This window comes from Mucilaginibacter sp. FW306-07-L (assembly GCF_058782065.1).
In genome coordinates this window covers 1,839,237-1,852,160 of the sequence record NZ_JBYSXI010000001.1, presented here as the reverse complement: position 1 = coordinate 1,852,160, position 12,924 = coordinate 1,839,237, and the positions used below count along the sequence as shown (strand labels likewise).

11 protein-coding genes are annotated in these 12,924 nt (G+C 41.0%); 2 read left to right on the top strand and 9 right to left on the bottom strand.

Translation table 11 applies throughout. The annotated features are described in order from the left end of the window. Window position 1: 1 nt before the first annotated feature. The 9 genes from AC3WJC_RS08130 to AC3WJC_RS08090 are packed head-to-tail and all read right to left on the bottom strand — an operon-like array spanning window position 2 to window position 10,893. Window positions 2–1,111, bottom strand: a complete 1,110-nt coding sequence (locus AC3WJC_RS08130) for a hypothetical protein (RefSeq protein WP_492398578.1) — start codon at window positions 1,109–1,111, stop codon at window positions 2–4. A gap of 1 nt (window position 1,112) precedes the next feature. Then, entirely contained in the window at window positions 1,113–2,303 is a 1,191-nt protein-coding gene (locus AC3WJC_RS08125) for an acyltransferase family protein (protein ID WP_492398577.1), read from the bottom strand. 37 nt (window positions 2,304–2,340) lie between these two features. After that, window positions 2,341–3,276 carry an NAD-dependent epimerase/dehydratase family protein gene (locus tag AC3WJC_RS08120; protein WP_492398576.1) on the bottom strand — a complete coding sequence of 312 codons (936 nt, stop codon included), beginning with the start codon at window positions 3,274–3,276 and terminating at the stop codon, window positions 2,341–2,343. Beyond that, entirely contained in the window at window positions 3,266–4,387 is a 1,122-nt protein-coding gene (locus tag AC3WJC_RS08115) for a glycosyltransferase (RefSeq protein ID WP_492398575.1), read from the bottom strand. Before AC3WJC_RS08115 ends, AC3WJC_RS08120 begins: the two co-directional genes overlap by 11 nt. 38 nt (window positions 4,388–4,425) lie before the next feature. Next, the gene (locus tag AC3WJC_RS08110) at window positions 4,426–5,565 is read right to left on the bottom strand and encodes a glycosyltransferase family protein (protein ID WP_492398574.1); all 1,140 of its coding nucleotides are present in this window, start codon (window positions 5,563–5,565) and stop codon (window positions 4,426–4,428) included. 39 nt (window positions 5,566–5,604) lie between these two features. Then, on the bottom strand, window positions 5,605–6,582 hold the full coding sequence (locus tag AC3WJC_RS08105; RefSeq protein WP_492398573.1) for a glycosyltransferase family 2 protein: 978 nt from the start codon (window positions 6,580–6,582) through the stop codon (window positions 5,605–5,607). Window positions 6,583–6,585: 3 nt separating this feature from the next. Beyond that, on the bottom strand, window positions 6,586–7,884 hold the full coding sequence (locus AC3WJC_RS08100; protein ID WP_492398572.1) for an MATE family efflux transporter: 1,299 nt from the start codon (window positions 7,882–7,884) through the stop codon (window positions 6,586–6,588). A gap of 34 nt (window positions 7,885–7,918) precedes the next feature. After that, entirely contained in the window at window positions 7,919–10,246 is a 2,328-nt protein-coding gene (locus tag AC3WJC_RS08095) for a GumC family protein (protein WP_492398571.1), read from the bottom strand. Between the two features lie 5 nt (window positions 10,247–10,251). Then, window positions 10,252–10,893, bottom strand: coding sequence for a polysaccharide biosynthesis/export family protein (locus AC3WJC_RS08090; protein WP_492398570.1), 642 nt, complete (start codon window positions 10,891–10,893; stop codon window positions 10,252–10,254). Window positions 10,894–11,649: 756 nt separating this feature from the next. Between AC3WJC_RS08090 and AC3WJC_RS08085 the strand changes: the two genes are divergently transcribed. Then, window positions 11,650–12,255 carry a UpxY family transcription antiterminator gene (locus tag AC3WJC_RS08085; RefSeq protein WP_492398569.1) on the top strand — a complete coding sequence of 202 codons (606 nt, stop codon included), beginning with the start codon at window positions 11,650–11,652 and terminating at the stop codon, window positions 12,253–12,255. Window positions 12,256–12,303: 48 nt separating this feature from the next. After that, a complete protein-coding gene (locus tag AC3WJC_RS08080) occupies window positions 12,304–12,714 on the top strand; it encodes a helix-turn-helix domain-containing protein (RefSeq protein ID WP_492398568.1) in 411 nt (136 codons plus the stop codon). Window positions 12,715–12,924: the final 210 nt, after the last annotated feature.

The window sequence follows — 12,924 nt, the reverse complement described above, 5'->3', positions numbered from 1 at the left end:
CTTATTGTTTTATCCAGCTATACATGTCCAAAGCGATAGCTTCCCAACTGCGGGTAAGCCAAAACCATTGGTGTAATAATTGGCGGCGTTTTTCGCCTTCGGCGGTATTAACCAGTTTGTAATTTTCCATCAATTCCTGCGGACGGAACAGCGCATAACCCGGCGGTTCATCCAGTGAAAGTGGTGCTTCGCAAATTACCGGTACAGCGTGCGCGGATAACGCCGCGAACGTACCTGATTTACGCAGGCTATCAGCCGTTTGGCCAACTAACGCAGCCTCGGCAGAGAACATTAGAGCTGAAACTTGTTCGGGTTTTAAAACCCCCATCTGCACTAAAACATCCTCACCAATTTCTGTATTAGCCAGGTTGATCTCATTTTCTGCAAAAGCGTTATCATTTGGGCCGATGGCGTAAATTTTACTGATACCACCCTTTTGATACAACTGTTTTATCAGCGGCAAATGCTGCTGTAAAGTCCATAAGCGGGTATGCGCCAGCCCGAATATGATCCATTCGCCCTGGTTACGTGTACTTTTTAAACCATAAGCCTTATCGAACGGTAATATGTTGGCACCAACCATGCTTAAATGCACTTTTGGATTAACCAATACCGATTCCAGCTTTTGCTTCTGTTCATTGGTTACCACCGTAATACCATCAGCTTGTTTGCTGAGTTGCTTTACGGTGTATTTGGTGAATGCATCTATCAATTTATGATGTGGCTTCAGGTTTTTACCCCCATCCCATGTTTCATGGAAATACACAAATAATCTGTTTGATGGTGATGCCTTTTTAAATTTTCGCAGTGCCGACAAAAGCTTGAAAGGCAACGCGAATTTGGAATAACTTTTAGGGGTATAATTCAGCAATATGTCTGTTGGGTAATTGCCGTTGGTGCTATCAGTTACGAATTGCTGCCAATGATTTGTGCTGAGTTCAAGCGGTTTTTCGGGCTTTTGTTCAGAAAAATATTCAACCCCGATTTTTATATCAAGATAGTACTTTTTTAATGCCATCGCCGTGCGGAAAGCGTGATCGCTAACACCGCAAACACCCGGCGGGCAAGTTGGGGCAATTATAAGTAACTGCCTGTGGCTATCATTTATCATTTTAGTTGTTAGATTCTTGTAATTGAAGAGCCATGTTGTTATTAGCAACTTTTTTTACCGGCTCTTTATGAATTGGTGCAGCCTGCTTGGGCTTTCGCTTGGTTAAAAATTTCTTTTCAAACTTTTCGTAGGACAGATGCGCGATGGCTATTGTTATCAGTATTACTACGATCAGCTCTAATGCTGTTTTACCCGGAAAAGCGGGTATTTTGTCGCTGAAATTCAGCATAGCGAAAATCACTATTGGGTGGTATACATATATACCATAGGATATTTTGCCCAGATATTGCAGTATGAATGATCGTGACAGCGATAGTATACGGGCATTGCCTTTTTCAATAATTCCGGCTATAATAGCGGCACTGGTAAAGTTAAGCAGTGAATAACCCCAAACCCACTGATAGGCGTATGGTAAGTTGCTTGGCCAGCCCATGGATGCCAGGCGGTATGATGGTACAGATGCAACTAATATCAAGCCTGTGATTACCACAAGCGCCATTGAGGTGTAGATAACCTGTGGCTGACTTAAAAACCTGCGCACTTTTACCTTGCAAAGTAGTGCGCCAAATACAAACGCGTCAATGTGCGAAAATGGCAGCACATAAGGTGCGAGGGCTTTAGCGGTAGCATCGCCATTGTAACCTACCAGGTACGGCAGGTGCTCTGCTATCTCGTATCCGAAGATCCGGATAGCCATACTTAATGGCAGCAACCACAATAGTATAGTAGTGATACGCTTTTGAGGTACAAACCATAAAAAGAAAGGCCATACCATATAAAACTGCCACTCAAGCGCCAAGCTCCACAAATGCCCATAAACCATGTGGAAGGTGTAACCCTGAAATAACCATCTAAAGTTGAGGGTATAAGTTACTAACCACGGCCATTCAACATTGAACGTTTCAGGTTTGCCTGCAAAAAAGTTAAAAAGTGCAAGTATAGCTATATACCCAAAGTACAGTGGGAATAAACGTAAGGCCCGGCGTTTATAAAAATCCTTGAAAAACGCACTGGCTTGCTTACCTGCCGAAGCGGCGCGGTATTTTATTACAATGCCCGATATTAAAAAACCCGACAATACGAAAAAGAACTGTACCCCTATCCAACCGCACGGAAAAAGTGTGTAATGGTATGCTATAATGGCCAGTGCGGCAATTGCGCGCATGGCATCAAGCTGGTAATTATGTTTCATGTATCGGCTTGTGTGTAAAGTATCTGTCGGCTATAATTTATACAGTTACCTTTGCCCACTGCGCTACTTCCTTCAATCCCTCTCTCAATGTATAAACAGAATTAAACCCTATATTTTCCAGCTTGCTCACGTCTGCTCGCCAGTTAGCCGGATCACCTGTTGGTACCCTGCCATCAAATGTTATTTCTAAATCAATATTTAAACTTTCTATCAGGCAACGGGCTACATCAGCTACGGTACTTTCAATGCCCGATGCCAGGTTATACACCGCGTATTTCTCATCCTGCGACTGGCCAATGATGCTAGTAACAGCCCTGCACACATCCTGTACATACATAAAGTCGCGGCTTTCGGTACCTGTGCCAAAAAGCTGTATACATTTCTCACCTAACGCGGCAGCCTGAATAGCACGTTGTGTAACATCGTAAATTAACTGCTTACGCAAACCCGGCCCATAAACCGAAAATATGCGGAAGATAACCACCTGTATACCCAAAGCACGTGAGTAGTTCATCAGCAGGGTTTCGGCAGTAGCTTTGTGTATACCATAAGGCGATATAGGCATAACCGGTGTTGCCTCGGTTATCGGCAATGTTTTAGGATTACCATAAACTGCCGCGCTGGAAAAGAAAAGCATTTTAGCGGCAGGTTGTGCTTTAGCAATATATAGTGCCAAACGCGCGGTACCAGGTAAAAGGCTTGAAAAATCTCCGTAAGGATCATTAACAGAAGCAGCCACAGATGCCCCCCCTGCTAAATGACAAACAGCATCTATCTGATAACCTTTCAGAAGCTGATCCAAATCAACTGTTTCTAATGATGAGGTAGCGAACTTCTCCCACAAAGCAGGGCGAAGCGGTGCGCGCATATCAATACCTATCAGCTTATACCCTTGTTCGGCAGCTTCATCAGCCAGCCAGGTACCCAAAAAACCGGATGCTCCTGTTATTAGAATAGTTTTATTATGCTTCATTAAAAAATTGTTTAGGGTTGTTAAAACAGGTTCTCCAGCGATCGGCCATTACTTTATGCGAAAAGTTTTGATCGTAATAGTTTTTAAGCCTTGCCGGATCAAACGCTCCGGTTTTTATGTTTTCGATCAGCTTGGCTAAGCCTTCGCTTATGGCCTGTTGATTAGGCTCAACTAAAACGGTATCAGGATTATCTATACAGCAATCGCGTATCGCGCCAATATTAGTTGCCATAAACGGCAGGCCATAGGCCATTGATTCAAGCAGTACCAGCGGCAAGCCTTCCATTTCTGTTGAGGTAAGCACTAACCCATCATACGATGCCATTAGTTCCGCGCCCTCCCTATCAGCAGGGTAACCTCCTTTAAAACTTACTATAGATTGGATGTTTAATTTTTTTGCAAGGTTTTTAAGATTACCTTCTTCTTCACCCTTTCCCCACAGATCGAGTATTATATTCTGGCGGTCAGGCAATGTAGCCAGTGTATTGAATAATAACGGCAGCCCTTTATTACCTGCCAGCCTGCCAAAATAGGCTAACCTGATCTGCTGTTTGCCGCCATCATTTTGCTTGCGCAAAACACCGCTTACCGGCGGAGCCGGAAAACATGGCAACCAATTTACACCCGATGCATCGGTTAGGTTAGTTTTCCAATAATCGAGCATTGATGGTGCCTGTACCGCGATACCGTTAAAGCTGTCACGGCTTTTATTCCATATCTCTTCTTCTTTTGAGCGGTTGGCTATAAAATCCTGCGCTATCTTAAAACAATCGTTGCTTAAATAACGGGTTATAAAGTTTGATGAATTTGATAAACCGATGCTTACAAATACATCCGGATTAAAGCGCTTTGCCTGGCGTGCGGTGGTAAATAACGATTTGTATTTTTTTACCTTATCAACCAGTCCGGGGGTTTTGTGCTCAATACGGCCCAACACCAAAGCGGCATCGGCTGCACGGCCACCGTTTTCATCGTCTGTTATGTTGATCACTTTCAGGTTATGGCCTTCCGCCTTAACAAAGTCTATGAGTTCGCGGTAAGCAATTTGCGCACCGCCAAGGCCATCAACATGCCCCATCAGTAAAATATTTTTTTTATGGTTTGAACCCATTGGTTTAGATTAATAAAAGTTGATCCTGGTAAGTGGATCTATATACATTCGAGGTATGCCTTTGCAGCCTTATTCAGGTTATTCTGTGGAGTGATCTTACTCTTTGCGTTAAGTGCTTCCATCACATCATTTACTGATGTTGCCTGGAAGATGCCCAGCTTTTTCATTTCGGATTCCTGATAAGTTTTGTCAAATGCCGAGATCAAAACCGGGATGCCGCGCTCCATCCAGGCTATGGCGGCACCGCTTTTATTTATGCCATCAACAGGACTAGTAACTACGCCTATGTCAACTAATTGCATGCAACGGTTTATCATAGGTGCCGGTATAGAGCCGGTTTGCCAGTAAACGGCACCGGGGATGTTCTTCACAATGTCGGCAACGTTTTGTATGCGGCTGTGGCCTATCAGTAAAACACCCAGCTTTAAACCTGCTTGCTTGGCGGCCAGGTTGATGGTTTCCATCATCTCGGTTAAACCGGGACTATTATAACTGGTGCCAAAAAAACCGATGGTAAGCCAGCTTTCCGCAGTACCCGATAGCAGGGAGATATGTTTTTCAGAAGCAAGTTTTTGCCACTCCTTTTCATCTCCAAACTCATTAACGGGTATATTTCCAAAAATGGGTACAACATCAGCCTCCACATTTATCTCTTTCAGGTATTCGTGGTAAGGGTTTATGCTGGTGAAAATGCGCTGTGGTTTTAGGGTTGTGATCAGCGTTTTTAAAAAACGCTTTTGCAGGTTGCCTAAAACACGCTCTTTAATGCCGGCATTGGCAGCCATACCACACCAAAGCTCATGCAGCATAATGTGCAATGCCGCGCCACCCAATGCCTTACTAAAGTTTGATAGTATCTCAAACGGCAGCCCATACTTTTGAAAGCCAAAGCCAACGTATTGTAGGCTTACAATATCAGGTGCAAAGGCTTTTACCTTTTTGCTCAGCAATTCGTAACGCTCATGGCTGCTTAACGTTGCCGGTAACCTTAATACCGGTAATTGAATGCCGTTCAATTCCTGAACATCCTCTTCATATACCGTTATATGCTGATCTTTCAATGCCACAGCATTTACCTGATGGCCACTGGCTATCAGCATACATGCTAAGCGGCGCACATAATCACCCACCCCATCACTGCCCGTTTGCAGCGATCCGCATATAAAAAAGAACTTCATGTTGATTTAATATTTACCGGCTATACACCGGGAATATGTTTAAAGTACGCTGCGTTTAAGCTTAGTAAAGTAATGGCGCGTGCGTAACAAGCCTGGGTATTTAAACAGCAATGCAAAGTAGCTCGACAACCTGTTGTAAAGCCGCTCGCCCACATTCTCATACTCCCATTGGCTGATGTGTTTTTCGGGCAGCAATTGGTAGTAAAGTGCCGATTGCAATTCCTTTTTGTAGTTATTGTAAGCGGGGTTATTAAGCATTAAGTTGTAATGCTCTATCAATTCATCGGCCTTGCTATCACGTATTACTATTGTTTTTGAACTTGAATGATACCTGAAATGTACCAGCACATTCTGGTTATATATTACCTGCGGAAATTGCAGGAAGTATTTGGTGAAAAATATCCTGTCGAAATAATAGGAAGAACTCTCAGAGAACTTACCTGCCTGGCGGATGTTATTCATATCGCACCATATACCCGGCTGGTGAAAGGTGTCTTTCAGCGACAGAAAGTTATCTATAGAAAGGTCGCTGTTTTGAATGATATCCTTAAAAGCAGGATTGTCGTTATAAAAGTTGTGTACTTTACCGGCTACTGTAGCTCCTTTGGTAAAAGCGCGCGCTATATAAAATAACGACATTGGTGCCAGGTAATCATCACTGTTTATCCAGTTAAAAATATCACCGGTACATAACTCTATGCCTTTGTTTATCGCGTTAGCCTGTCCTTTATCTTTTTCGCTAACCCAATGGGTGATCCATTTATCGTATTTTTTGAGTATCTCAACACTCTCATCATTGCTACCCCCATCCATCACAATGTACTCCAGGTTAGGATAGTTTTGCAACAGGATAGAACGTATGGTTTCCTCTAAAAAAACACCCTGATTATAGCTTGGAGTAACTATGGATATTTTAGGCCAGTGCTTTTGTATACTATATATACCGGCATCAACCTCTTCTGCCCACGGCCAGCTTTTTTTATTGGCTACCGGTGGTAATTGCGCTAACAATGACATGGATTAATTTGTAGGTGTAACTTTATTTATCATCAGCACGCTAAATATCATGTGCATTACGGCTTCAAAACCAGCCACACATATATTCAGCATTAAAATGCCGCGTAGTGTTGATATATCTAAAAAATAGGCCGACAGGGCAACCGCTGCTATACTTAATGGTATGAGTATGATCGGCTTAATGGCCCAGCCACGGTGTGTGTATAGCGAGAATGATGAGCCGGCTATCAGCCCCAGGCAACTGCCTGTTATGTTTAAAAATAACTCGGTATGCAGGTTGGCGTAAGCCGGGCCCAGCGCCCATAAAATTTGTGTCGGAAACAACCATACTACAGCCAGCAGCAAACTCAGTATAAATAACATGCCCGCCGTAATCCGCAGGTAGTGGCCAAGTAGTATTCGTTTATCATTTGGCAGCCTTGCAAATCGCGGCGCTATTAAGGTTGAAAACAGTACGTTAAATATACTTAACACCATTACCAGCCTGCCTAAGGCCCCAACCTGTGCTACCGCGGTGGTTGAACCGAATATGGAGATCAACCAAATGGTTATCTGCCCTGATGCGCAGTAATATATAGCTCCGGGTAAAATACGTTTAACAAAAGTCAGTATCTCTTTGCTAATAACCGGATCAGGCTTTTGGTCAGTATCCGCGTAGCGTGATGATGTTTTGCGTAACTGCCAGTTTGCCCAAACCGGTGGCAAGCCCGAGGCAAGGATAGCCACATACGCCCACGGAAATGTAAATATGGTAAGCGACGTTAATATTAACCTTATTATATTGGTGTTGACCTGTATTTTTTGTAGCGGCGCTATGTCCTGCGTTAACTTTGGAGCTACCTCAAGCAATGTGCTTGATAGTGATGAAAAGAAGGCCGGTACAAGTGCCAGTGTAAGCAATGATGCCATGAGCCAGCTTGCACCATGATGAACCAGCAGGTAAAGCAACACGGGTACCGCTACAAGTAAACTGCCTACTGCGAATTTTCTACGCAGATCTAAACCGGTGGCTATTACCAGGCCCAGCTTGTGTTTGTCCTGCCAAACCTTGCCCCCTTGCGACATTACACCGGTAGATATGCCGCCATCGGCTAACAATATCATGGTACCCAACATGGTGTTTACCAGTGTATATAAGGCGTACTCTTGTGTAGGTAATAACCGGATAACAATTACGGCGCTAACAAAACCAATTAATTGTATAATTAACTGGGCGGCACCAGTAATCGTTACCAGTTTCCCTAATTGAATTAATTTTGAATATTTTGAAACCGGCAATGCCGTAGTCGTATCGGTTTTCATGTATAATAAGCACTTTAGAATATAGAAATGGCGTTTAAGCTAATTTCTTTTTGTGCTTTGTACTGATGTAATAGCTATCATCATAATTATAACCATAGCCGTATTTAGTACGCTGTATACCGTTAAACACAATGTTCAGGTTCGGTAACTGATCTTCCTGAATTACCTGTTTTATAAATTTCAGTTCAGATTTATCAGTGTAACCTTGTTTGATCAAGTATAAAGTAGCATCACAAACACGTGCCAATATGGAAGCATCAGTAACTAAGTGTAACGGCGGCGTATCTATCAATATATCATCGTACTCCTTACGCAGATTGCGTATCAATACATCCAGTTCATCGCCAATTAACAGCTCTGATGGGTTTTCAGGGATAGTTCCTGCTCCTATCACCGTGATGTTACTATGAACGGGTGATGATTGAATAATTTTATCAAGCGTAGCCTCACCTTTAAAGTAATCGCTTAAACCAGGCTTATTTGTATCAAATTTTAAGGTTTCTACTAACTTAGGCCTGCGCATATCCAATTCTAACACAATCACCCTGCGGTTTGTGGCTGCTAATACCGCCGCCATGTTACTGGTTACAAAGCTTTTGCCCTCGCCGCCAACGCTTGATGTGCACATTATTACACGGCCGGTTTTGTTTGTAAGCAACATTTGCAGATTGGTACGTAATACCCTGAACTGCTCGGCAATTACATAGCCTTTTTTATCAAACATCACTATGCCGTTACCCGCTTTTTCCTGGTTGATTTCAGCAATAACGGGTGCGGTTAAGGCCTTTTCTATCTCAGCACGGTTAACAACCTTGTTTTTGATCATATCCCTGCCGTATATAAACGCTGCCGGTAAACCTAAACCCAGTAAAAAAGCTAATACATAAGGTACTTGTTTTTTTGATTTTGGCGATATATAGTAAGGCTCCTCAACAGTGTGTATACCGGTAAGTGTAGAAGCATAACTTAATGATACTTCTTCCTTTTTTTGTAGTAGATAGATGTAAAGGTTTTCCTTGATACTTTGCTGCCTTTTTATGCTGATGTACTGGCGCTCCTGACCCGGAATATCCTTAATAGATGCCTCGAAACCTGAGTTGTTATTTTGTAACTCGCGCTGTATAGATACCAATGAAGATTTTATGCCCTTGATATTTTCCTTTACAGCTAATTTGGTAGCGGTAATCTGCCTGTTTATAGGTTCAAATATAGGGTTCTCCTCGGGTGTGGTAGCCAATAAACGGTCGCGCTGTAATTGCAGTTTTGATAACTGGTCAACCAAACTAATCAACCCCGGGTCTGAAATACCTAAAGTGGCCGGTACCGCGCCATCATTACTGGCTGAATTTACGTAACGCTCAATACCGTTAATAACATTCAGTTGTACATTCACTTCGCTAAGGCGTGTATCATTGCTCTGAACATTATCCAGGTAAAATTTTGATTTGGATGAAATATCAGTCAACCCGCGGCTGCTTTTAAAGCCTTCCACATCTTTCTCAACCGAGGTAAGTTCGCCACTTAATGATGATAACCTTACGTCTATAAATTTCAGTGTGCTTTGTGTAGCGCGTTTTTTATCCTCAATGCTTGATAGCTTATAGGCTTTTATCAATTGGTTTAAAAATGCTTTGCCGCGTTCGGGCACACCATCTTCAAGCTCCATCTCGATGATCGGCGCATCTTTATTTAATGATACCAATACCGTATTTTGATAATAAGTTATTACATCCTCGGGGCTTTGGGTGTTGATGCTGATCTTTTTTCCAATATAATCAGCCACATAAGGCGTAGCGGAAAGGCTCCATTTACCAAAGTTACTTTTAAGCGGGGTATTAAATTTATACGGGCCTGATTCCTCATCGCCGTTTATCAGCATAAAGCTATTGGCATCTTTTATCTGTATAGTAACGGATTGGTAAGTCGGGCCGTTTTTAGTAGCCAATAAATTTAAACGTACCGGTGTGGTAGCATAAATATCATCGTCACTATAGCTTTCTGCGGCTTTATAGTTTGTCCACAATTGCAGGTCATCCACCACCTGGCGTATCAATGGCCTTGAGCGTATAACCTCTAATTCGCTTTCAATATCCTTAGGCTGCCCGGCAAGGTCAATCTTTTCAAGCGCTGCTTGTTCGGCCGATGCGCTTTTATCATCCTTGATAGCCAGTTTAGCCTTTACATCATAAACGGGCTTGGTATTGCTTACATGTATGTAGGCTGCTACAAAAGCAAGCACCAGGCATGCTACAAAATATGGCCAGCTATGCAGGTACTTGGCAAACAGACCACGTAAATCCTTTGACGAATCGTCGCCGTTATCTACACTCGCTGTGGTTAAAAATAAACGATCGTTTTTCATCAGTATTAATTGTTAATGCTTGTAAGGATTATGGTTATTACCGATGCGGCGGAAAGTATTAAACTCGCGTTGCGGTAATTTCTGTCGCCTGAGTTTGATTTTGATTTATCAGGCTGTACATACAACACATCATTATTTTTAAGGTAGTAGTATGGCGATTTAAACAGATCGGCTGAAGTAAGGTCAAGGTTATAATACTGACGCTTACCATCATTTTCACGGATCAACAGCACATTGTTACGAATACCGGTTATGTTAAGGTCTCCGGCTAAACCTAATGCCTCAGGCACGGTAACCCGCTCATTTGGTATCTGATAAACATTTGGGCGTGCCACATCACCGATTACTGATATTTTAAAATTCAGTATCCTTACGTTTACTGAAGGCTGTTTAAGATAGGTAGTAAGTTTTTTCTGTATTTCCTTGCTAATCATCTCGGTAGTTAAACCAACTACCTTTAGCGAGCCAACAAGCGGCAATTGTATCTCACCACTTTGGTCAACACGGTAGCCTGATGTTTTATTACTTGAATCGCCCCAGGCTTCAGGGTTAAGGCTGCTTACAGTTATACCCAATATATCCTCGCGTTGTATAGTTAGCGGAGAAAAGTTATCTATACTTTCATTCAAATTGCTTCCGCGATTCACATTTTGAAAGTAAGGTATGTTCTTGTACGAATTGCACGATGTGCATAGAACGACCATAATTAGGACAAGGCATTTAAAAATTGTAGAATATTTCATCATTAAACAGAAGATTTCAGTACTTAAAAAATCGGGGAGAGAATTTTATTGATGTTAAAACCGAATGCAGAATCGGGTTCTCTTGTTGGGCTGCTGGTATAGCTTCGCCATTTCACTTACAGTGAGTTTATTCAAATAATTGATTCTTTTGAATTATTAGCGTCTTAAAAAAGACACTGTTTCTTTATTGAATCTTCAGCAAAAGTATGGTTTACAGTAGGTTAATTTTAATATCAATGGCTTGTTGTTACAAAATTGATACTTTATACAATAGTCACATGTGTATCAAAAACAAATGTGCATTTAAGTAAAGTAATGAGAAATAGTAAAGCTAATTGTGCGCAACTAAGCATGAATCGATGCTTCACACTTGGTTCTCGTTCTTGATATAAAATACTAGCCAATGTGAAACTCAGCTTCTCTATTGTGTTACATCAAATGTGTAGCTGATTGTAGTTTTCAATTTTTATTTTTAAAAGAAGTAATTATTATCAATGTCGCAGCACAATAACTCAATATTTAAATTTTATATAATATATTTTATATATATTCCATAAAGTTGTAAGTAGTTATTATTTAGTGTAGTTATATCATTAAAGATATGTGATGATATATAAAGGCACTAAAATGTGGTATGATAATTATATTATATATAGTCCCATGAAAAATACTTTAATCAAACCTACTAACACTTCTAAGCGATGGATGGTGGTATACACACGATCCAGATTTGAGAAGAAAGTTGATAAAAACCTTAATCAGCAGGGCATATATTCATTTTGCCCAATAGTTAAATCACAACATCAATGGGCAGACCGTGTTAAAACAGTAGATACCCCTCTTTTTTCCTCTTACATATTTGTTAATATCTCATTATCCGAAATTGAACGTGTCAAGCAAACATCGGGTGTAATCAGTTTTGTAGTTAACAATAACAAACCCGTAACACTGCATGATCACGAAATTTCGCGTATCGAGGAAATTGTTAAGAGCTATCAAAATATAGAGATTGTAAATGTTAACAGGCTTAATATTGGCGACAAAGTGCGCATTACCAACGGCCTGTTATATGATACCCATGGGATAGTACATACCATCTCCGGTAAATCAGTAGTTATGGCAATTGATCAGCTTAACTGTGTACTTATGGTAAAAGTTAAATCAGAGCACGTAGTGCCGGTATCAAGTATAGTAAATACTCTTTTATTAGCGTTTACATTGTTACATATCTTCATAATAGCCTCATTAACAGCGCAATTAATCTAATAAATTAACAAACTGTAAATCTTTGGCATTTTATGTAATTGCATAATTATGGAGGTACACCACGGTCAGATAATTGAGAGGGTAATAAGGCGGGAAGGATATAGCATCAGCGAAATTGCCAGGCTGACTAATGTAAACAGGCGTTCTGTTTATAATTGGTTCAACCAGCAGTTTTTAAAATCAGAGATTATATACAAAATTGGTGTCTGCATTAACCACGACTTTTCAGTTGAGTTTCCGCACTTATTTAAAAGCGACGATTTTAAGCGGAATACACAATCAAATAATAACGCACAGTATACACCACAAAATACTGAACAAAACAACAATCCACAGAACGCCGAATCGTACTGGAAAGACAAATACATAGCGCTTTTAGAAAAGTATAATGATGTATTAATAAGAAATGTTGAGCGAAACTCAGTTAAAATATCTGTTGAGGGCACTCTTAACCAATAATTTATTTATTGGTTATCAATACTTCTGTCCTTTCGATAAAATGCCTTGTATATAAAAGACTCCCAATTCATCATAGGGTAAATTTCTTTGGACTCTTTGAACCCCTTTAATGAATTTCTAAATGGCGATACAACTACTAATTGTAAATAAATATAGTATTGATTAATGAGATCGAAAAATATGGGCAATATACACCCCGAAATGGCGAAT

Coding starts and splice junctions, on each gene's coding strand:
- AC3WJC_RS08130 (WP_492398578.1), bottom strand. CDS start 1,111: ATGATAAATGATAGCCACAGGCAGTTACTTATAATTGCCCCAACTTGC.
- AC3WJC_RS08125 (WP_492398577.1), bottom strand. CDS start 2,303: ATGAAACATAATTACCAGCTTGATGCCATGCGCGCAATTGCCGCACTG.
- AC3WJC_RS08120 (WP_492398576.1), bottom strand. CDS start 3,276: ATGAAGCATAATAAAACTATTCTAATAACAGGAGCATCCGGTTTTTTG.
- AC3WJC_RS08115 (WP_492398575.1), bottom strand. CDS start 4,387: ATGGGTTCAAACCATAAAAAAAATATTTTACTGATGGGGCATGTTGAT.
- AC3WJC_RS08110 (WP_492398574.1), bottom strand. CDS start 5,565: ATGAAGTTCTTTTTTATATGCGGATCGCTGCAAACGGGCAGTGATGGG.
- AC3WJC_RS08105 (WP_492398573.1), bottom strand. CDS start 6,582: ATGTCATTGTTAGCGCAATTACCACCGGTAGCCAATAAAAAAAGCTGG.
- AC3WJC_RS08100 (WP_492398572.1), bottom strand. CDS start 7,884: ATGAAAACCGATACGACTACGGCATTGCCGGTTTCAAAATATTCAAAA.
- AC3WJC_RS08095 (WP_492398571.1), bottom strand. CDS start 10,246: ATGAAAAACGATCGTTTATTTTTAACCACAGCGAGTGTAGATAACGGC.
- AC3WJC_RS08085 (WP_492398569.1), top strand. CDS start 11,650: ATGAAAAATACTTTAATCAAACCTACTAACACTTCTAAGCGATGGATG.
- AC3WJC_RS08080 (WP_492398568.1), top strand. CDS start 12,304: ATGGAGGTACACCACGGTCAGATAATTGAGAGGGTAATAAGGCGGGAA.